This window comes from Klebsiella sp. ME-303 (assembly GCF_007910085.1).
In the GTDB taxonomy this organism is placed as follows: domain Bacteria; phylum Pseudomonadota; class Gammaproteobacteria; order Enterobacterales; family Enterobacteriaceae; genus Klebsiella; species Klebsiella michiganensis.
Window position 1 is genome coordinate 352,850 of the sequence record NZ_VOJB01000057.1, and the last position, 18,895, is coordinate 371,744.

Consider the following 18,895-nt stretch of genomic DNA (forward strand, 5'->3'; position numbering starts at 1 on the left):
TGACGTATGGAGCATGGAAGATGAAAAACCCCACGTTACTGCAGTGCTTTCACTGGTACTACCCCACCGGCGGCGAATTATGGCGTGAAGTCGAAGCCCTGGCGCCAAACCTCAACGAAATCGGCATTAACATGATTTGGTTGCCTCCTGCCTACAAAGGCGCCTCCGGCGGCTACTCTGTCGGTTATGATTGCTACGATCTGTTTGACCTCGGCGAATTCGACCAGAAGGGGTCTGTCGCCACGAAATATGGCGATAAAACCCAGCTACTGGCCGCCATATCCGCCCTGCGCCAGCACGATATCGCCGTACTCCTTGACGTCGTGGTCAACCATAAAATGGGCGCGGATGAAAAAGAGCCGGTACGTATTCAGCGTGTTGATCAAAACGACCGCACGCAAATCGCCGAGGAGATTGTGGAATGTGAAGCCTGGACGCGCTACACCTTCCCGGTACGCGCCGGCAAATACTCTGAATTCATCTGGGATTATAAGTGCTTTAGCGGCATCGACCATATTGAGAATCCTGATGAAGATGGCGTGTTTAAAATCGTCAACGACTATACCGGCGAAGGATGGAACGATCAGGTTGATGATGAAATGGGTAACTTCGACTACCTGATGGGTGAAAATATCGATTTTCGCAATCGAGCGGTGACAGAGGAGATTAAGTACTGGGCCCGCTGGGTGATGGAACAAACCGGCTGCGATGGCTTCCGCCTCGATGCGGTTAAACATATCCCCGCCTGGTTTTATAAAGAGTGGATCGACCACGTCCAGGAGGTGGCGACAAAGCCGCTGTTTATTGTGGCGGAATACTGGTCGCATGAAGTCGATAAGCTCCAGCAGTATATCGACATGGTTGACGGTAAGACGATGCTCTTTGACGCGCCGCTGCAGATGAAATTCCATGAAGCCTCGCGGCAGGGACGCGACTATGACATGAGCCAGATTTTTAGCGGTACGCTGGTGGAAGCCGACCCGTTCCACGCCGTAACCCTGGTGACCAACCATGATACCCAACCGCTGCAGGCGCTGGAGGCGCCGGTTGAGGCCTGGTTCAAACCGCTGGCTTATGCGCTCATTTTGTTACGTGAAAACGGCGTTCCGTCCGTCTTTTATGCCGACCTGTTCGGCGCCAGCTACGAAGATACCGGCGACGACGGCGAGACCTACGCCGTTGAGATGCCGGTTATCGAGCAGTTACACGAACTGATCGATGCCCGTCAGCGTTTTGCTCACGGCGTACAAACGCTGTGGTTCGATCATCCGAACTGTATCGCTTTCAGCCGCAGCGGCACCGAGGAGGATCCGGGCTGCGTGGTGGTGCTTTCCAACGGTGACGACGGAGAAAAAACGCTTCCTCTGGGGGAAAACTACCGTAATAAACGCTGGCGCGATTTTCTCGGCAACCGCGAGGAAGTGATTGAAACTGACGATGAAGGAAACGGGGTTTTTACCTGTAACGGCGGCAGCGTCAGCGTCTGGGTTATCGAAGAGGTGCTATAAAATACAGAGAAACGCCGCGGGCTGAGAAGGGTTTCAGCCCGCAAAAAGCTTATTGCCCGCTTTTATCAGCCGAGGCCTTTTTCCATGCCTGTTCACACTCCGGGGTAAGACGATCCACCCGCTTGAGCGTCATCCGGTCGTAGCTCAGGGTATCGCCTTCGCGCTCAATCGGATAAACATCCAACGCGGAGGTGACGTTATAAACCGCATCATCACGCTTCATTATTTTACCCGGCAGGACGATAACCCGCTGCCACTGGCGACAGTCAAGGGTATTGCCCTCTTTGGTGACGATCAGGCTCGCAATCGCATCCGGGCTCATCATTTCACTCTGCGGGCCGGCCGATTGCCAGTATCCTTCCAGCCCAGCCGGCGCTGGCGCTTTAACCACCTCGCTGTAGCTATCAACCTGAACACACCCGGCCAGAGCCAGCAGAGCGCCAGCAAACACTATCTTTTTCATCATCCATCCCACAAACCGATAAAAAAACATTGTGGCATTAAAGCGTTAAGCTCGCCACCCTTCGCGATTCGGCAACAGCGCAGCAGGGCGAACGTCGGGCTCACCCAATATGGTAAAAAATAGCCTTCGAATGTTAAGTTATTCTAACCCATCGAATAAAACCCATAAATCAGCAGATGTTATTTTAACCATTCAATATAAGGATAATCCTATTTTAAAAAGCCGCTAAAATGGCAAACTTATATATGACGGGTATTTATTGTTTTTATTTCCTCCACATAGCGATTTGTAGCCTTTACTTTGAGAATATTCCTGGCAAATTATGGGGCTTATTACGGAATAGTTCAGGCTGCCTAATGGTTCCGCGGCAGCAGTCGTTTTTTATTGCTAACAAAATGGACTTCATCGCGCTTGTCAGCGAGGAATAAATTATCGTTACGTGTTGATTGAGGATGGGTCATGTCAACGATTATCATGGATTTGTGCAGCTTCACCCGGCTGGGATTAACCGGGTACCTGACGGGCAGAGGGGTAAGGAAGCGCGATATCACTGAAGTACACAGTGCGCAGAGCCTGAAGGCTCTCTGCGAGACTAGCCGCCCGACGGTGGTATTTATCAACGAAGACTGCTTTATTCATCATGAAGAGAGCAACCAGCTTATCCGGCAAATCATTAGCCAGTATCCTGCGACGCTATTTGTTATCTTTATGTCGCTGGCGAATATACATTTCGATCACTACCTGCTGGTGCGCAAAAACTTACTTATCTGCTCTAAATCACTAACCGAAAAAGACCTGGACGACATCCTTGCCATCCGCCTGAAATATGAGAACTATCGTCCCACCCGGATTAATATCCCCACGCTGTCCTTAAGCCAGACCGAATCAAATATGCTGCAGATGTGGATGGCCGGGCACGGAACCTCGCACATATCAGCGCAGATGAACATTAAGGCCAAAACCGTCTCATCGCATAAGGGCAATATTAAAAAGAAAATTCATACCCACAACAAACAGGTGATTTATCATATCGTACGACTGGCTGAAAACATCACCTCCGGAATTCACGTCAACCTGCGTTGAAAGACGCTGGCGGCCGCTGCCGCCAGTTCACTTGAGGCAAATCACTCGTCCCGCTCAACGAAAATACCGTCGGGATGACCGTTCTCATTAAAAAACCAGATCCCGAGCGGGTAATCTTCCAGCGAAACCAGATACATTACGCCTTCGCTAAACGACTCTATCGCCAGTACAACACCCGATCGACGTGGGCCACCATCGGTCTTCACCGTGACACGATCGTTTACCTGCATAACTCATCTCCTCTATTTTTGAGCCAGTGTAGAACAAAACTGCCGATCGCGCAGTGTCCTGCCCGGTAACTGCTGTTTTTGTAGACCGACTATACTTAAATAGCCCTGTCTGAGTTAAGCGAGGTACCCGCAATGAAAACCGCCAAAGAAAATCAAGGCGCAGGAAGCGTAGACGTTGACGCCCTGCTGGCGGCGATTAATGAAATCAGCGAAAGTGAAGTTCAGCGTACGCAAGACGATCCCCACCACGTCAGTATTGATGGCCGGGGTTACCACACCTGGCGCGAGCTGGCTGAGGCCTTTGAGCTCGATATCCATGATTTCAGCATCACGGAAGCCAACCGCTGAATTCTGAGCGAAAAAAATCCCGACTCGCAGGAGTCGGGATGAAGCTTGCTAATGCAAGAAGCACTTGAAAATTCGTTACACCAGGATATCCGATGCGCTACAAACATTACCCTCAATTATTTTGCATGACAACAAACATTCATGAAGCAAATTATTGAAAAACGTGGCTTAGCTTCCCCTTCACGCTGGCAACGCTCGCCAGGCAAGGACTGCGGACATTTGTTCTTCCACGAACGTCCGATCGCCGCCAAACGTTTTTTAAGAATAATCTCACTAAAATAACCGTAGTGAATGATTTCAATTCAATTTATTTACATCAGGAATTAATTTTACCCTTCGGCGCAGACCCGATCGCGTCCGTTTTGCTTGGCCAGATACAGGCGATGATCGGCAACAGACTGCAAATTTTCAAAGTTATACTCACCCGAATCCTCGCTACAGCTCACCCCAAACGAAGCGGTAATACGCAAAGACATGCTGTTACCCAGCAAAATTTCGCGGCTATTGATCCGGATACGGATCCGTTCAGCAATCGCCTTCGCTTCTTTTAACGCGGTATTCGGCAGCACAATACAAAACTCCTCCCCGCCAACTCTCCCCGCAAGATCGCCTTGCCGAATATGGCTGGCGATAGTACTGGCCACCAGCGACAGCACGCGATCGCCCGCGTGATGGCCGTACAGGTCGTTAACGCTTTTGAAATAATCCAGATCGAGCTGAATCACCGCAACGGGCCGCTTTAAACGCTCGCTCAGGCGAGTTTCTGCAGTGGCGCGTTCAAACAGCGCGCCGCGGTTTAATAGGCGGGTTAACGCATCGTGCCAGGCCTGCCACTCCAGGGAGGTCTGCAGCACGCTCATATTGCGCACCATTCGGCGGATCACCAGCCAGGAGATCATCAACATCAGCGTGAACATGAGCCACATCAGCATTAAAGCAATGGTGATGCTGCCAAAGTCACCGCGGACGCCTTCCCGGATCGTATGGATACGGATCAGTACCCCATCAAAATTACGTAAGTTTTCCCAGCTGATATAACGCGTGACCAGGCGAATCCCCCCCTGATTCTCATGAGAAGACGCGCGGCTCAGCATCTCCTGTTCCCGCGGCGACAGCAGCGTCAGTACGTTGCCCGGCGCGGAAGAGGCAATCAAATTGAGCTGATTATCGTAAAGCTGGTACTCGCCCTCTTCGCCCGTTTTAATCGCATTGACCAGAAACGTTTTCATCTCTTGTACCGAGAAATCCATTGCCAGTACGCCGAGCCAATAGCGCTGGAAATCAAGCGGAATAGACGCCGTCACCACCTGCATTTCGCGCTGCGACGCCTCATCGGGAAAGGTTTGCCACACGATGCCGCGAGCAGGATTATTCCTCTGCGTTTGCCGGGTAAACCAGGGGGCGCTTGTCGCCCGCGAATACAGCGCCAGCGCCTGTGTCGCATTCTTCAGCGGCTCGGTGGTGGTAAAAAAGCCATTGCGCGACACGTACAGCATGCGTTTCGCAAAACCACGGTTGTTATTAGCCAGACGCAGCATATAGCCCAGCTCAAGGGTGGCCATGAGCTCATTGCCGGAAAAGGAATTATCGCGAGAGAGAAGCGCGTCGCCGTCGACAAATGCATCGGCAACGCCATAGACCGGCAGCGTCCGCCGGTTATGAATCTCAACGGACCAGAGGGGATCATGCCGCTTTTTTAAATAATCCTCTTCCGCCTTGCGCAATACGACAAAATCCAGCGGCGTTCCCAGCGCCGATTGCATCCCGTTACGAAAAAAAATCATTCTGTCGATATTAAACTGCAGCAGGCTGTCGAACTCATGGGAAACGTTTTCAAGATTATTGCGCTGGTTTGCGACGTAGGCTTCTTCCAGGACCTTGATCTCACGCCATATCAACAACGTGGAAAAGCAGAAGACGATAAAAAAACAGAGGTTAACCACATATCCGGGGCTTAAAATCTGGCGCAATTTTTTCACCCACATCAGCTTATCCATCGTTTTCTCGCAGCACGGTTAAAGAAGCAAACGTCATCCACGCTCCCTGTTCGTAAAACAACCATTAATATGAAAGCGCCCGACGAATGCCGGGCGCTGATAACGGGTCAGGAGCGGTTCAGCTTCCCTCCCCCTCCGCGAATAAGTTCATCTTCACGAAACGCCTCGCGCTTAACGCCGTAACCGTCATACCAGCGACATTCAACCATGCCGTTGGCGAACCCGGTAACGACCATTCGGGGGCCACCGCTTTTACGCCTGACTTCATCACTGACCAACAAGACCATTTTTGCCTCCGGTATCAGGAAGAAACAGATTTAACATAGACGAAGCTGAACCACTTTGCATGACCAGGAGCACATTTACTTTGCCGGACGACGCAGAGCGGCAATCGCTTTCACTCCAGCCAGCACGATGGCGCCAATGATGAATCCCAGCACCAGGTTGGCGCCCGTGGGCAGCAGCGAGGCAATGACCCCGTTCTGCCCATGGGCCAGATTTTCAATAGTGTGGTGCAGTGGCGCAATACCGTGGACTACAATACCGCCGCCCACCAGGAACATCGCCAGAGTGCCAACAATGGACAACACTTTCATCAGACGGGGCGCGATCGCCAACAACGCCTTGCCTGTCCACTGCGCCAGCGAGCTGGTTTTCTCCACCAGCCAGTAGCCCATATCATCCAGCTTGACGATGATCCCCACCAGACCGTAGACCCCCACCGTCACCAGAAGCGCGATGCCGGATAAAATCAGGATCTGATTCAACAACGGCGCTTCCGCCACAATCCCAAGCGTGATGGCGACAATTTCAGCCGACAAAATAAAATCGGTGCGTATCGCCCCTTTCACTTTATCCCGTTCAAAAGCCATAGGGTCCTGGTTCGCCAGGGCCTCAAGCCGCCGCTGGCGAACCTGCGGATCCTCCTTGTGTTTGCGCGCCTGCAGGCTGTGCAGCACCTTCTCGACGCCTTCAAAGCACAGAAACGCGCCCCCCAGCATCAGCAGCGGCGTAATCGCCCACGGAATAAAAGCGCTGATCAACAACGCCAGCGGCACCAGGATGACTTTATTGATCAATGAGCCTTTGGCTACGCCCCAGACTACCGGCAGTTCGCGGTTGGCCCGCACGCCGGTGACCTGTTGAGCATTAAGCGAGAGATCGTCTCCCAATACGCCTGCCGTTTTTTTTGCTGCCAGTTTCCCCATGACCGAAATATCATCGAGTAACGTGGCAATATCATCCAATAAGGTTAATAGACTACTTCCCGCCAAAATTGCATTCCTTCATTTATGATTGTTCCTCCTGAAGTATGAAGCAAAAGCGCTTTTTCGCCCACCGGTGTCCATAGTCAACAAAAATTTAACCATAGCAGGCGAATTAAAGCGCTCGCCAGCACGATAGTTTTCACGTTTACTATACGTCCCCTTTCTATCTCTGCACCGTCGTGAGGAAGTATGTCTACCCGTCAGCTGTTACCGCTCATCGGGGCGCTGTTTGCGCTGTATATCATCTGGGGTTCCACCTATTTCGCTATCGCCGTCGGCGTCGCCAGCTGGCCTCCGCTGATGATGGCTGGCGTGCGTTTTCTTTCCGCGGGCGCGGTGCTGACCGCCTGGCTGCTGGCAACCGGTCATAAGCTGCCTGCGCGAAAGCCGCTGCTTAACGCGGCGCTGATTGGTGTGCTGCTGCTGGCGGTAGGTAATGGCTTTGTGACGCTCGCCGAACATCAGCACGTGCCTTCAGGCATTGCGGCGGTCATGGTCGCGACGGTGCCGCTGTTCACCCTGTGTTTTAGCCGCTTTTTTGGTATTGCGACCCGTAAGCTTGAGTGGTTAGGTATCGCTATTGGCCTCGCGGGGATCGTACTGCTCAACAGCGGCGGCAACCTGAACGGTAATCCCTGGGGCGCGCTGCTGATACTTATCGGTTCAATGAGCTGGGCTTTTGGTTCCGTCTACGGCTCGCGAATCGAGCTTCCAACGGGGATGATGGCGGGCGCCATTGAGATGCTGGCGGCTGGCGTCGTGCTGATGATTGCCTCCACGCTAACCGGAGAAAAATTAACCCAGATGCCGTCGTGGTCCGGTATTTTTGCCGTCGCCTATCTGGCTATCTTCGGTTCGCTTATCGCCATTAACGCGTATATGTATTTGATTCGTAACGTAACACCGGCGGTAGCGACCAGCTATGCCTACGTAAACCCGGTGGTCGCCGTACTGCTGGGAACCGGTTTTGCCGGAGAAAGCTTATCTGCCGTAGAGTGGCTGGCGCTCGGGATCATCATCTTCGCGGTCGTTCTGGTGACGCTCGGCAAATACCTGCTCCCGGCGCGTCGTGAAATTACATCCTGTAGGGCGGAGAAGTAACGTCCAGCAAACCTATGCCCTGAGTATCGATCTGCGCGCACTGACCGCCGCCGCAGATCCACTCTTCCAGCCGTTCGCCCAGCGCGTCGTCATTGAGTTTCTTTCGCCCGCGCAGCGCGCACTCCCAGACTACCAGCACCCGCCATCCCTGCTCCGCCAGTCGCCCGATATCCCGGCGATCGCGCGCCACGTTTTTGGCTATTTTATCCAGCCAGAACGCGGTTCTTGTGGCGGGAACCTTGAACAGATAGCAATCATGATGATGCCAGAAGCAGCCGTGGGTAAAGATAACGCACTGATAGTCCGCCACGACAAAATCCGGGCGGCCGGGCAGCGCGGCATCCTGTACGGTAAAAGAGAATCCGGCCCCCGCCAGTAGCCCAGCCAGCCGTTTCTCTATTGCCGTATCGCGGGTGCCTATCGCGCGCATGTTTTTACTGCGGGTGGCTTTATCGTGAACGTCGGCCATGGTTAATCTCTTGCTCACGCCTGGCAACCGCTTGTGCAATACGCGGCGCCAGCAGCTTCGCCACCGCCGCAAATACCGGCACGACGACGGAATTGCCAAACTGGCGATAGGCCTGGGTATCCGAGACCGGAATACGGAAGCGATATCCCTGCGGCGTCTCAAACCCCATAAGCCTCGCGCACTCGCGGGGCGTCAGCCTGCGCGGACGACGAAGCTGGTTTTCAGGGTCATCAAAATGCTTTTCGCCCAGAGGCCGATCCCAGCCCCGGTCAATGAGGATTTCCGCGCCATCTTTGTAATAGCGGGCAGAGAGCGTTCGCGCCACGCTGTGCGGATTCGTTGGGTCGACGAGCCCGTAGCCAAAACCGTTCCCCCGCTCCTGGTGCTTACGCGCGTAGCGATAGAGATACTTCCACAGCACCCTGGTGAGAATAAATTTGTCGTCAACCGCGGGCTCCAGCAGCTCGCCAAAGGTCGGCCGACGAGTGGGATAAAGAGTGGCGATATCGCGCAGGGTAAATCCCTCATGCAGCTGGAGATCGCGCCGGAAACCCACCAGCACAATACGCTCCCGGTGCTGGGGTAAAAAATAACGCCCGTCGATGACTTTAGGGTCATCCGCCCCGGTATGCGCCGCGTCGGCAACCTCGTACCCCAGCTCATCCAGCGTCTGCATAATGATACGAAACGTCCGCCCCCGATCGTGACTCTTCAGGTTTTTGACGTTCTCCAGAACAAAAATCGGCGGCTGACGGGCGGCGATAATCCTGACCACGTCAAAAAACAGCGTTCCCTGCGTTTCGCAGGCAAAGCCGTGAGCGCGACCAAGGGCATTCTTCTTCGACACGCCGGCGAGAGAAAACGGCTGGCAGGGGAAGCCGGCCAGTAAAACGTCATGCTGCGGGATAGTCTGGCGTATATGCTGCGCGGCTTCTTCCTCGCTCACCTCAGGGAGATGGCTCAAAGTCACATCGCGGATATCTTCATTGAAACGATGCTGCTCAGGATCGCAGTACCAGTTGGCTTTATAGGTGCGCACCGCATGTTTATTCCATTCGCTGGTAAACACGCATTGCCCGCCAATCGCTTCAAAACCGTGGCGAATACCGCCGATACCGGCAAACAGATCGACGAAGCGGAACCCATAATGCGGATGATGCACCGGCGGCTCCGGCAGGAGCGTGCGCAGGTGGGCCTGCTCCTGGCGGGTGATACGACCTGCCGCGCGCGCTACCGTCGCAACGCGCTTGAGGATAGCCGGGCTCCAGTGCTGCTCGCCGACGGCAATTAACTGCGCGACCACCGTTTTGACATCGTATATCGCCATTAGCTGACGCAATAGCGCCTGCGCGTCTTCTCCGGTATGTTCAACCTTCAAAGACGGGGGATTTTCCTTGGATAAATTTTGCGCCATAACCTCAACCAGCCCGACTATTTTTGCAGAGGTTACCATAAATAGCGCGGCCAGTTTTATGCTAGTGGATCAAAGCGCTGCAAAACCTCAGCATCAAGCGCCATCGGCTCTCCGCGAAGCTCTGCGCTCAGCTTGGCCATAAACTGCACCAGAAAACGCGCATTGTGCACCGCCATTGCCCTGCCCTTTTCTGTCTGCATCGTTTTCGGTAAACGCAGCAGCTTGCACTGGAAGTGATCCAGCGCATACGTTTTGTCATCCAATTCCCGCCGGTCAGCAAAGGGATCGCGGGCATCAAACAAGCTATTGTTCAGCGCGCCGGACACCGCAAATACGCGCGCCAGCCCTATAGCCCCCAGCGCCTCAAGGCGATCGGCATCCTGGACGATTTTCGCTTCTTCGCTTTGCGGAGCAATCGCCGCGCTAAAACTGTGGGCTTCAATCGCGTGTAAAACCGCCGCGTAGCGTTCCGGGGGGAAATCAGGAAAAGCGGACTGAAGGATAGCCAGCGTTTTTTCCGCCGCCATCGCAGAAGAACGGCTTCGCTCAGGATGGTTTTTCGCCAGGCTGACAATGTCATGAAAGTAGCAGGCAGTGAGGATCACCAGGCGGTCGGCAGCGGTCTCTTCGGCCAACTGCTGCGCGGTAGCCCATACCCGGCGGAAGTGTGAAATATCGTGAGCAGCATCCTCTTGCCCGTGATGTTGGCTTAGCCAGGCTTCAAATCGTTGCTGCCAGTGATAAAGGTCCATGCGCGTTCCTTTGATATAAGGCCAGCAACGAGCATAGCAATTTTAATCGTGATGTTCATACATCTGCGGATTAGGACGCGTGTACCAGGCGATCGCCCCGAGAAGGGTCCCGACAATACCCAACACAAGGAAACCCAGCAGCGCGCCAATCCATTTTCCTGCCGTTGAGCCGAGCTCGCCGTCAATCGTGGCGCCGGGCACGCTTTCAATCTTCCCCACAACCCACCAGTAACGCGCCATCGCCCACAGGAAATAGCCGCAAAAGGCGTAAAATGCCCACAGCGCCAGTTTCCCGCCAGGACTTCTTTTCGCTTTATCTTCCATTCATTTGTTCTCCATCTACTTCACAACCCCTATCACCCACCGGTAAAAATGTGATATCGGTCACATTATATAGCGAAAACGCCTGCAAAACAGCAGATCCCTCTCTCACGGGTTCGATTTTGCGCCCTGGTCGGGAGCACGACCCTATCGCCCGCTACATATAGTCAATGAATTCATTTCGTTTTTAAATAATACAAATTAATGAATATAACTGAATTTCTGAGACTATATTTACCCCCACCCTCCCTGCCTCAAATATCATATTTGCTTGCTCGCTCTTCGCTTTATCCTTACAAAAAAGCGGCGGCAATCAGATATTGAGAAATAAACATATAATATATAAATACAATCTAACAATACATAGAGCACATGAAGCTTATGGACAACAAAAATCATACAAAACCAATCATAACTCAATGTTATTAAAAGACATAAATACAATAAATAAATTTTCAAACATCAATACAATTTAAATATAATGAATAGAACGGAAACATTTTGTAATATTAGATATAATTTACTTACATTTTTAATTTAAAGAAAAATGAACTTCGTCGTTAGTATTTAATAGTCACCCCGGAAGGAATGACACAATTCATATTAATTATAATCAAAAGGGAATGTATAATGAAAAGAAAAGTACTGGCAATTCTGGTTCCAGCTTTATTAGTTGCTGGCGCGGCTAATGCAGCAGAAATCTATAATAAGAACGGCAACAAACTGGATTTCTACGGCAAAATGGTTGGCGAACACATCATGACCCATGATGGCGGCAACAACAACTCTGACGATACCTCCTATGCGCGTTTCGGCGTCAAAGGCGAGACCCAGATTAGCACTGAACTGACCGGCTATGGCCAGTTTGAATACAACATCAAAGCGGACAAACCGGAAGGTCAGCAGGGCAGCGCTACTCGTTTAGCATTCGCCGGTCTGAAATTCAGCGACTACGGTTCATTCGATTATGGTCGTAACTACGGCGTGGTTTATGACGCGGCGGGTTACACTGATATGCTCGTTGAGTGGGGTGGTGACGGTCTGGTTTACACCGATAACTTCATGACCGGCCGTACCAACGGCGTAGCAACCTACCGTAACACCGACTTCTTCGGCATGGTGGATGGCCTGAACTTTGCTCTGCAGTATCAGGGTAAAAACAACGATACCACCGCGAAAAAATCAAACGGCGACGGTTTTGGTTTCTCCGTTAACTACAACTTTGACGGCTTCGGTTTCGTTGGCGCCTACAGCAACTCTGACCGTACTGATGAACAAGCTGCGGACCGCAGAGGCGAAAAAGCTGAAGTCTGGAACCTGGCGGCTAAATACGATGCAAATAGTCTGTATGCATCAGTCATGTACGGTGAATCCCGTAACATGACTCCGCTGGAGAAAACGACTTTTGGCAGCTTTGCCAATCACACCCAGAACATCGAAGCCGTTGTTCAGTATCAGTTTGATTTTGGCCTGCGTCCATCCCTGGGCTATGTCTACGCGAAAGGTAAAGACCTGGGCGCCAAAGAAGACACTAATGCGGATATCATGAACTACGTTGAATTGGGTGCATGGTACTATTTCAACAAAAACTTCAACGTTTACACCGCATACAAATTCAATCTGATCGATGATGAAGACGCGGCGGTAAGTGGCGCAGCCACCGACGATCAGTTCGCCGTGGGTATCACCTACCAGTTCTAAGACTGCCTGGTTAATCTAAAGCCCGCCTCGTGCGGGTTTTTTCGTTTTTACCAACGGCTCCTCGTCCTGCATCGCGAATATCGCTACACGGCAGAAAGATGAGGCGTTGCGATCTATTAACGATTGCTCCGCAGTAAATCAGGAAGATGATAATTGTAGCCCCTTCGAGGCGTGATATCCTTTTTGACGGGAGACGTTGGAAGAAAATTACGTCATCATGCAAATGATATAATTAACAATAAAAAACAAAAAACTCACAATATTTTCACTCCCCGCCCTCAGCCCTATCCGGGAGATTTAAACTGTTTTTTCTTCTTGAGCGCAGCAACGTCCGCGCATAAATACCGTAACAGTAGACAAGTTAATACCGCAGCTCTGCCTGGTATGACCGCACCAGAGCTCACGCCTCCGATTGCTTTCCGGCTTTTATATCGCCGCCATTCGGCATTATCATATCCATACAAGCTCGGCCAGAGAAACGTAAAACAATACCCGCCGAGGAATATGTCTACGGTAATAAAAACCCGGGTTGACACCGACCACGAGTTGGCGTCAAATACTTATATTTCAGGGGCTCATTGCTTATATCGACCGTGCATTCAGTCTCTTAACCGCCCCTTTACAAAATTGATGTAAATCAACAAATGATTAATTACACCTTGAAAAAAAATATATCCAGAGAAGCGGTCAGGTACATTATCGTTGGCCTGGCAAATACAGCCATTACGGCAGTTGTTATATTTGGCCTGATGCATGTCGGCGTGGGAGTCTACCCTTCAAATGCAACAGGTTATGTCGCTGGCATTATTTTCAGTTTTGTTATGAATGCGAAGTTCACTTTCTCAACGACATTGAGTCCCCTGAGATTTATCAAATTCGTATCCACATGCGCTTTTTGTTACATTTTAAATTTAATAGCAATGAAAGTTTTTTTCATTGTCATACCTAATGCTATTTATACAGCGCAAGTTGTAGGCATGGTGATTTACACAACAGCTGGTTTTATTCTAAACAAATACTGGTCAATGAAATGAAAGAAATTAATATAAACCACACGAGGAGCAAAATACCTTCGTTAGCAATCGTTGTTCCTTGTTATAATGAAAAAGAGGCCTTTCCATACTGCCTGGAGGGGCTTACCACGGTATTACAAAACCTCCTTGCAAAAGAAAAAATCGCTCGAAATAGTTATATCCTCTTTGTCGATGATGGCAGTAAAGACAACACCTGGGAACAAATTAAATCCACATCACAGGAAAAGTCATTCGTCCGCGGTCTGAAATTATCAAGGAACCGGGGCCATCAGATCGCCCTGCTGGCGGGGTTGGCAAACGCGGATACGGACGTTACCGTAAGTATTGATGCAGACTTACAGGATGATATAGGTTGCATTGAGAAAATGATCGACAAATATCATGAGGGGTTTGAGATTGTTTATGGCGTACGCGACAACAGGAGTAGTGACTCAGTATTCAAAAGGGCAACAGCCAATAAATTTTATTCTCTGATGTCAGGGCTGGGTGTCAATCAGGTTCCTAACCATGCGGACTTCCGGCTTCTTAGCCGTACAGCGTTGACAGCATTAAAAGATTTTAAAGAACAAAATTTATATTTAAGGGGGCTAATTCCGCTGTTGGGTTATAAGTCCAGCAGCGTTTATTATAGCAGAGATGAAAGGGTTGCAGGCGAATCAAAATACCCCTTAAAAAAGATGGTAGCACTGGCGTTAGAAGGAATAACGTCTCTGACAATTACCCCATTACGTATGATCGCCGCCGCTGGGGTTGCCACATGCCTTCTATCTTCACTAGCTGCAATCTATGCCTTCATTGAGAAGCTCCTGGGAAATACCGTTGCGGGTTGGACATCTGTAATGATTGCGATTTTCTTCCTTGGCGGTGTCCAGATGCTTTCTTTGGGGATAATTGGCGAATACGTTGGGAAAATATATATGGAATCCAAAAATCGGCCCAAATATTTTATCGAAGAGGTAGCAAAACACGAAATGAGAGGCGAGCAATGAACACTGAGGACGAACGGATGACGTCTTACACTAAAAAAATTATTGCAATGCTTTACCTCGCGGCAATTTTCTTAGTTTATAGCCCAACGATTATATTTAGTTACGCATTTTCAGATGACTGGTCGACACTTTCCGATGTTTTTTCAGGGAAGGGTTCTCCGTTTCAATGGGATATGCAATCCGGCAGACCCTTGTATGCCGTTGCCAGACGACTTGCCTTTACGCTAGTTCACAATCTCGATGACCTTGCCTATCTTAGATTTTTTACCGTAATATCGGCATTTGTTTTTTGCTTTTTCCTTTTTTCATTTATAGAAAAAAGAAACATATTCGAGCGTAAGATAACAACAATCGCATTCCCTTTACTAATATGCCTGACGCCCGCAGTACAGGTTTATAATTCCTGGGCGACATGTTTCCCTTTTGTACTCTCCATACTCCTTGCCGGAATAAGTTATGCGACATTAAAACCCATCAATAAGAAAACGACAATTATAAGATTTGCAGCATCCGTCATTATTTTATGGTTTGCCTTTGCCATATATCAACCAACGGCGATGGCATTTTTATTTTTCGTCATGCTTGATAACTGTCTGAAAAAAGACAAACCATTTTCCATCAACATTGTTCTAATCAGTGGCGCAGTTTTATTTATCGGCATGCTTGGTAGCCTGCTGTTTTCAAAATTTGTACCTGTATGGTTATATGGCAGCTCAATTGCACGTGCCGAGTTAACTAATAATACACTTGAGAAATTACGATGGTTTATAAAAGAACCGTTGATTAACGCTATCAACAACTTTAATATAACTCCAGGCACCTTTTTCACAACGCTCTCATTAATAATTTGCGCAATAGGTTTACTTTCAATAATAAAAGGCAAATCAGGCCCGATTAAGGTTCTCATGTTTATTATCATGGGGATTGGCGCCTACTCTCCAAACTTATTAGTCAAGGAAAACTGGGCTGCATATAGGTCACTGATAGCACTGGAATTCTTCACATGCGCTCTTATTATTATTGGGTTAGATGCCTTGACAAGCAAACTCAACATAGCAAAAAAAGCGCTACCCATATTGACGGTATTCGCGATGATCGCTGCATCATACAATATCTTTAATGGTTTCATTATCCCACAAAAATCGGAGTTAAACGCATTAGCCAGCGCGCTTTCCTACAAGGTGGGGAAAACATTTACAGGGGATGTTCTTTTTGACATTCAAGATCCTGCCTATAACGCCTTTACTAAAACACAACGTTATGACGAGTTTGGCAATATTTCCCTTGCGGCTCCCTGGGCTATCAAGGGGATGGCGGAGCAAATCTTAATTAGCAAGTCAATGCATTTCAGGCTTCCCGATAATGTTATTCTGACGGCAAAGGAGCAATGCGCCACTGATTGCATCATTATAAAAACGGGCGATGCGATGAGGAGTTCAACCTCCAACTACTGAAACTTTTCGCCACCACGCATACCTGTATATGATCCCGCGCCAGATCCGCGCGGGATAGTTTTTATCCCGGCAGCTCGGGCCTGGGTCATAAGTCTCTCTATCACCTCACAGCGCTCGACAGTCAACCATGCTTCCAGTGCTTTTCTGAGTTCGCTTCTTTTCATCCATCATCCCTTCTCTTGAGGATATCCTTACAGAATCCGAGTGTAGCAAGGGCAGTTAACTGCTTTGTTATCTGTGATACAAGACGGGCTAAGCTATTGTAAAGAGTGTGAGCTTGTGAACTAAAGAGGATAAAAGTGGATGCCCCGCAAGAGGCAACATGGTAAAAAAGACAGCGTTAGAGGCGAGAAAACAGAGCGATAGAAAGAAATTTTAATGCAGGGATTCGTGCAGGGCAAAATCAAAAGCGCTTTGCGACTGACTGATTTTGTTGAATAGTGGCGGAGAGAGGGGGATTTGAACCCCCGGTAGAGTTGCCCCTACTCCGGTTTTCGAGACCGGTCCGTTCAGCCGCTCCGGCATCTCTCCGCTGTTGAGGTTGCTATAATGCCAGGTTCTTTGGCATTTTAATAGTTCCTGTCTCTTTAATTCAGTTCAAGTGACGACTTTGCGAGCAATATGATGTTTAAATGGCCCTGGAAAGTAGATGAAGAGTCCGGCAACGCGGAAATCCCCTGGGAAAAGGCGCTTGCCATCCCTGTATTAGCCAACCTCTCCGACCATGAGCAGCAGCAGCTGGCGCAAATGGCATCCCGCTTTTTGCAACAGAAGCGTCTGGTTGCATTACAGGGGCTGGAGCTCACTCCCCTACAGAGCGCTCGTATCGCGCTCCTGTTTTGCCTGCCGGTTCTCGAACTGGGCATCGAGTGGTTAGATGGTTTTCACGAAGTGCTTATCTACCCTGCCCCCTTCGTTGTCGACGACGAATGGGAAGATGATATCGGCCTGGTGCATAGCCAGCGAATCGTGCAATCAGGGCAAAGCTGGCAGCAAGGGCCCATTGTTCTAAACTGGCTGGACATTCAGGACTCCTTCGACGCTTCCGGTTTCAATCTGATTATTCATGAAGTGGCGCATAAGCTGGATACCCGCAATGGCGATCGCGCGAGCGGCGTGCCGTTTATCCCCCTGCGCGAGGTGGCTGGCTGGGAACACGATCTCCATGCTGCCATGAACAATATTCAGGATGAGATTGATCTGGTCGGTGAAAGCGCCGCCAGTATTGACGCCTACGCGGCCACCGATCCTGGCGAATGTTTCGCCGTACTCTCTGAGTACTTCTTTAGCGCGCCAGAGCTGTTCGCCCCGCGTTTTCCCGCGCTTTGGCAGCGTTTTTGCCTGTTCTATCGCCAGGATCCGCTGGAGAGATTACGTGAGAATACCCCACCGGATGACGGCAATAGCCCGGCAGTACACTAAAACAACGACCTGCACTAAATTTAGCCATTTGAATCAGCAAGTTAAATTTAATGTTGACACAAAAATCCGAGACCAGTAGTATTCGCCCCGTTCACACAATTCCTCTGTAGTTCAGTCGGTAGAACGGCGGACTGTTAATCCGTATGTCACTGGTTCGAGTCCAGTCAGAGGAGCCAAATTTGAAAAGCCTGCTTTTGAAGCGGGCTTTTTTATTTTCATTTTCTCCTCCACATCGGAAGAATTTTGAGGTCAAGCGGATTCGAGGACGGCGTGCCCCCAATGTCCCTTAACGCCTCAAAATCAGAAAGTTAGTACCATCCGAAAAACGCTTCTAATAGCATCCTGCCGCCACGCACTTATCCTGGTCAAACGCGCGTCATGGCTTCATCACGATCCGGCCAAGCGGTTTCGCTGTCTCCGCAAATTCGTGGGCCGCGGCAGCGTTAGCCAGGGGGAAGATGCGATCAATGACAACCGTGACGCGCCCTGCTGCTACAGCCTGCAGCATCTCGTCCACGCTTGTTCGAACTCCATGTCTTGCAAAAAGAGGTCCCATGAATACCCCCATGAGCGTCTGGTTAGACTGCATTGCCGGCCATAAGTCGACAGTCAGACTGCCGCCACCGGCATTACCGACGAAGACCAGACGTCCTTCCGGAGCGAGTGCAGAAAGCGAAACAGGCAACGTCGTTCCCACCGGATCGATGACGAGATCAACACCGGTGCCATGGGTGTACTGTCGGACACTGTCCACGATGTTATCCTTTGTACGATCCACAACATGATCGGCACCAAGTTCACGCAACCGACCTCGTCGCTGCGTTCCGCTTACCACGGCGATGACCGTTGCGCCTGCTTGTGAGGCAAGCTGAACGGCCGCGAGCCCCACGCCACCTGCTGCGGCCTGAATAAGAACGGTTTCTCCCTGCCGGAGCATGCCTCGCGTGAAAAGGCAATGATGCGCGGTACCAAATGAAATCGGCAATGCCGCCGCTTCTGCCATTCCCACCCCATCGGGTATAAGCCAGGTGCGTTCCGCGGGCACGGCCCAACGTTCCGCATGCGATCCCTGCATGTGAAAAGCAGCGACTCTGTCCCCAACCGTACGGCTTCGGACTTTCGATCCGACGGCAACAACTGTGCCCGCGGCCGCGTAGCCACCGATCCATAAAGGAAGCGGCGGCGGCGTTGAACGGCGGTTAATCAGATCGCCACCCTCAATCGAGATAGCCTCGACAGAAATCAGGATGTCGTCGGGCCCTGTGACCGGCTCCGGGACATCGACATATTTCAGGACGCCGGGAGCGCCTTCCACGTCATAGACCGCTGCTTTCATAAATT

At 50.6% G+C, this 18,895-nt stretch carries 19 protein-coding genes and 2 tRNA genes; 10 read left to right on the forward strand and 11 right to left on the reverse strand.

What is annotated here, in order from left to right:
- Window positions 1-20: 20 nt before the first annotated feature.
- Window positions 21-1,508, forward strand: a complete 1,488-nt coding sequence (gene amyA / locus FQK12_RS05080; RefSeq protein ID WP_014229878.1) for an alpha-amylase — start codon at window positions 21-23, stop codon at window positions 1,506-1,508.
- Between the two features lie 49 nt (window positions 1,509-1,557).
- Here amyA and yedD read toward each other — a convergent pair whose 3' ends face one another.
- Entirely contained in the window at window positions 1,558-1,974 is a 417-nt protein-coding gene (gene yedD / locus FQK12_RS05085; protein WP_162097175.1) for a lipoprotein YedD, read from the reverse strand.
- Window positions 1,975-2,430: 456 nt separating this feature from the next.
- Between yedD and rcsA the strand changes: the two genes are divergently transcribed.
- The gene (rcsA, locus tag FQK12_RS05090; RefSeq protein ID WP_014229880.1) at window positions 2,431-3,054 is read left to right on the forward strand and encodes a transcriptional regulator RcsA; all 624 of its coding nucleotides are present in this window, start codon (window positions 2,431-2,433) and stop codon (window positions 3,052-3,054) included.
- 41 nt (window positions 3,055-3,095) lie between these two features.
- Here the strand turns inward: rcsA and dsrB are convergent, their stop codons facing one another.
- Window positions 3,096-3,284, reverse strand: a complete 189-nt coding sequence (dsrB, locus tag FQK12_RS05095) for a protein DsrB (protein ID WP_004136599.1) — start codon at window positions 3,282-3,284, stop codon at window positions 3,096-3,098.
- A 132-nt stretch (window positions 3,285-3,416) separates the two neighbouring features.
- On the opposite strand from dsrB, the gene yodD reads away from it, so the two are divergent.
- Window positions 3,417-3,632: a YodD family peroxide/acid resistance protein gene (gene yodD, locus FQK12_RS05100; protein ID WP_014229881.1), complete on the forward strand. Its 216-nt coding sequence runs from the start codon at window positions 3,417-3,419 to the stop codon at window positions 3,630-3,632.
- A gap of 329 nt (window positions 3,633-3,961) precedes the next feature.
- Here the strand turns inward: yodD and dgcQ are convergent, their stop codons facing one another.
- The 3 genes from dgcQ to FQK12_RS05115 form a co-directional block, all read right to left on the reverse strand.
- Entirely contained in the window at window positions 3,962-5,629 is a 1,668-nt protein-coding gene (gene dgcQ, locus FQK12_RS05105) for a cellulose biosynthesis regulator diguanylate cyclase DgcQ (protein ID WP_014229882.1), read from the reverse strand.
- Window positions 5,630-5,736: 107 nt separating this feature from the next.
- Window positions 5,737-5,916 carry a YodC family protein gene (locus FQK12_RS05110; protein WP_025106102.1) on the reverse strand — a complete coding sequence of 60 codons (180 nt, stop codon included), beginning with the start codon at window positions 5,914-5,916 and terminating at the stop codon, window positions 5,737-5,739.
- Window positions 5,917-5,991: 75 nt separating this feature from the next.
- Entirely contained in the window at window positions 5,992-6,903 is a 912-nt protein-coding gene (locus FQK12_RS05115; RefSeq protein ID WP_014229884.1) for a DUF808 domain-containing protein, read from the reverse strand.
- A gap of 183 nt (window positions 6,904-7,086) precedes the next feature.
- Here FQK12_RS05115 and yedA point away from each other — a divergent pair, with 183 nt between their 5' ends.
- Complete coding sequence (yedA, locus tag FQK12_RS05120; protein ID WP_014229885.1) at window positions 7,087-7,998, forward strand: drug/metabolite exporter YedA; 912 nt, start codon at window positions 7,087-7,089, stop codon at window positions 7,996-7,998.
- On the opposite strand, the gene FQK12_RS05125 is transcribed toward yedA, so the two are convergent.
- From FQK12_RS05125 to drpB, 4 genes are read right to left on the reverse strand one after another with little or no spacing between them, the layout of a single operon-like run.
- Entirely contained in the window at window positions 7,973-8,467 is a 495-nt protein-coding gene (locus FQK12_RS05125; RefSeq protein WP_014229886.1) for a very short patch repair endonuclease, read from the reverse strand. The genes yedA and FQK12_RS05125 overlap by 26 nt on opposite strands.
- Entirely contained in the window at window positions 8,448-9,881 is a 1,434-nt protein-coding gene (locus FQK12_RS05130) for a DNA cytosine methyltransferase (protein WP_014229887.1), read from the reverse strand. The genes FQK12_RS05125 and FQK12_RS05130 overlap by 20 nt, the downstream gene beginning before the upstream one ends.
- 56 nt (window positions 9,882-9,937) lie before the next feature.
- A complete protein-coding gene (locus FQK12_RS05135; RefSeq protein WP_014229888.1) occupies window positions 9,938-10,633 on the reverse strand; it encodes a phosphohydrolase in 696 nt (231 codons plus the stop codon).
- Between the two features lie 42 nt (window positions 10,634-10,675).
- Entirely contained in the window at window positions 10,676-10,957 is a 282-nt protein-coding gene (gene drpB / locus FQK12_RS05140; RefSeq protein ID WP_004852229.1) for a cell division protein DrpB, read from the reverse strand.
- A 627-nt stretch (window positions 10,958-11,584) separates the two neighbouring features.
- On the opposite strand from drpB, the gene FQK12_RS05145 reads away from it, so the two are divergent.
- From FQK12_RS05145 to FQK12_RS05160, 4 genes are all read left to right on the forward strand, one after another.
- Window positions 11,585-12,655 (forward strand): porin, encoded by a 1,071-nt coding sequence (locus FQK12_RS05145; protein WP_014229889.1) that lies wholly within the window; start codon window positions 11,585-11,587, stop codon window positions 12,653-12,655.
- Window positions 12,656-13,299: 644 nt separating this feature from the next.
- A complete protein-coding gene (locus FQK12_RS05150; protein ID WP_014229890.1) occupies window positions 13,300-13,689 on the forward strand; it encodes a GtrA family protein in 390 nt (129 codons plus the stop codon).
- Window positions 13,686-14,678, forward strand: a complete 993-nt coding sequence (locus FQK12_RS05155; RefSeq protein ID WP_014229891.1) for a glycosyltransferase family 2 protein — start codon at window positions 13,686-13,688, stop codon at window positions 14,676-14,678. The genes FQK12_RS05150 and FQK12_RS05155 overlap by 4 nt, the downstream gene beginning before the upstream one ends.
- Complete coding sequence (locus tag FQK12_RS05160) at window positions 14,675-16,132, forward strand: glucosyltransferase domain-containing protein (protein WP_014229892.1); 1,458 nt, start codon at window positions 14,675-14,677, stop codon at window positions 16,130-16,132. Before FQK12_RS05155 ends, FQK12_RS05160 begins: the two co-directional genes overlap by 4 nt.
- 441 nt (window positions 16,133-16,573) lie before the next feature.
- On the opposite strand, the gene FQK12_RS05165 is transcribed toward FQK12_RS05160, so the two are convergent.
- A tRNA-Ser gene (locus FQK12_RS05165) sits at window positions 16,574-16,663 on the reverse strand.
- A 90-nt stretch (window positions 16,664-16,753) separates the two neighbouring features.
- Here FQK12_RS05165 and mtfA point away from each other — a divergent pair.
- Window positions 16,754-17,554 carry a DgsA anti-repressor MtfA gene (gene mtfA, locus FQK12_RS05170; RefSeq protein WP_161505340.1) on the forward strand — a complete coding sequence of 267 codons (801 nt, stop codon included), beginning with the start codon at window positions 16,754-16,756 and terminating at the stop codon, window positions 17,552-17,554.
- A 100-nt stretch (window positions 17,555-17,654) separates the two neighbouring features.
- Window positions 17,655-17,730 (forward strand) — tRNA-Asn (locus FQK12_RS05175).
- A gap of 200 nt (window positions 17,731-17,930) precedes the next feature.
- Here the strand turns inward: FQK12_RS05175 and FQK12_RS05180 are convergent.
- On the reverse strand, window positions 17,931-18,890 hold the full coding sequence (locus FQK12_RS05180) for a zinc-binding alcohol dehydrogenase family protein (RefSeq protein ID WP_014229894.1): 960 nt from the start codon (window positions 18,888-18,890) through the stop codon (window positions 17,931-17,933).
- Window positions 18,891-18,895 lie beyond the last annotated feature (5 nt).

Excerpts from the sequence above, each read along its gene's own strand:
- drpB (WP_004852229.1), bottom strand. The coding sequence starts at position 10,957 with ATGGAAGATAAAGCGAAAAGAAGTCCTGGCGGGAAACTGGCGCTGTGG.
- dsrB (WP_004136599.1), bottom strand. The coding sequence starts at position 3,284 with ATGCAGGTAAACGATCGTGTCACGGTGAAGACCGATGGTGGCCCACGT.
- FQK12_RS05145 (WP_014229889.1), top strand. The coding sequence starts at position 11,585 with ATGAAAAGAAAAGTACTGGCAATTCTGGTTCCAGCTTTATTAGTTGCT.
- dgcQ (WP_014229882.1), bottom strand. The coding sequence starts at position 5,629 with ATGGATAAGCTGATGTGGGTGAAAAAATTGCGCCAGATTTTAAGCCCC.
- yedD (WP_162097175.1), bottom strand. The coding sequence starts at position 1,974 with ATGATGAAAAAGATAGTGTTTGCTGGCGCTCTGCTGGCTCTGGCCGGG.
- FQK12_RS05160 (WP_014229892.1), top strand. The coding sequence starts at position 14,675 with ATGAACACTGAGGACGAACGGATGACGTCTTACACTAAAAAAATTATT.
- yodD (WP_014229881.1), top strand. The coding sequence starts at position 3,417 with ATGAAAACCGCCAAAGAAAATCAAGGCGCAGGAAGCGTAGACGTTGAC.
- FQK12_RS05125 (WP_014229886.1), bottom strand. The coding sequence starts at position 8,467 with ATGGCCGACGTTCACGATAAAGCCACCCGCAGTAAAAACATGCGCGCG.
- FQK12_RS05150 (WP_014229890.1), top strand. The coding sequence starts at position 13,300 with ATGATTAATTACACCTTGAAAAAAAATATATCCAGAGAAGCGGTCAGG.
- rcsA (WP_014229880.1), top strand. The coding sequence starts at position 2,431 with ATGTCAACGATTATCATGGATTTGTGCAGCTTCACCCGGCTGGGATTA.
- FQK12_RS05180 (WP_014229894.1), bottom strand. The coding sequence starts at position 18,890 with ATGAAAGCAGCGGTCTATGACGTGGAAGGCGCTCCCGGCGTCCTGAAA.
- FQK12_RS05155 (WP_014229891.1), top strand. The coding sequence starts at position 13,686 with ATGAAAGAAATTAATATAAACCACACGAGGAGCAAAATACCTTCGTTA.
- FQK12_RS05135 (WP_014229888.1), bottom strand. The coding sequence starts at position 10,633 with ATGGACCTTTATCACTGGCAGCAACGATTTGAAGCCTGGCTAAGCCAA.
- yedA (WP_014229885.1), top strand. The coding sequence starts at position 7,087 with ATGTCTACCCGTCAGCTGTTACCGCTCATCGGGGCGCTGTTTGCGCTG.
- FQK12_RS05130 (WP_014229887.1), bottom strand. The coding sequence starts at position 9,881 with ATGGCGCAAAATTTATCCAAGGAAAATCCCCCGTCTTTGAAGGTTGAA.
- mtfA (WP_161505340.1), top strand. The coding sequence starts at position 16,754 with ATGATGTTTAAATGGCCCTGGAAAGTAGATGAAGAGTCCGGCAACGCG.
- FQK12_RS05110 (WP_025106102.1), bottom strand. The coding sequence starts at position 5,916 with ATGGTCTTGTTGGTCAGTGATGAAGTCAGGCGTAAAAGCGGTGGCCCC.
- amyA (WP_014229878.1), top strand. The coding sequence starts at position 21 with ATGAAAAACCCCACGTTACTGCAGTGCTTTCACTGGTACTACCCCACC.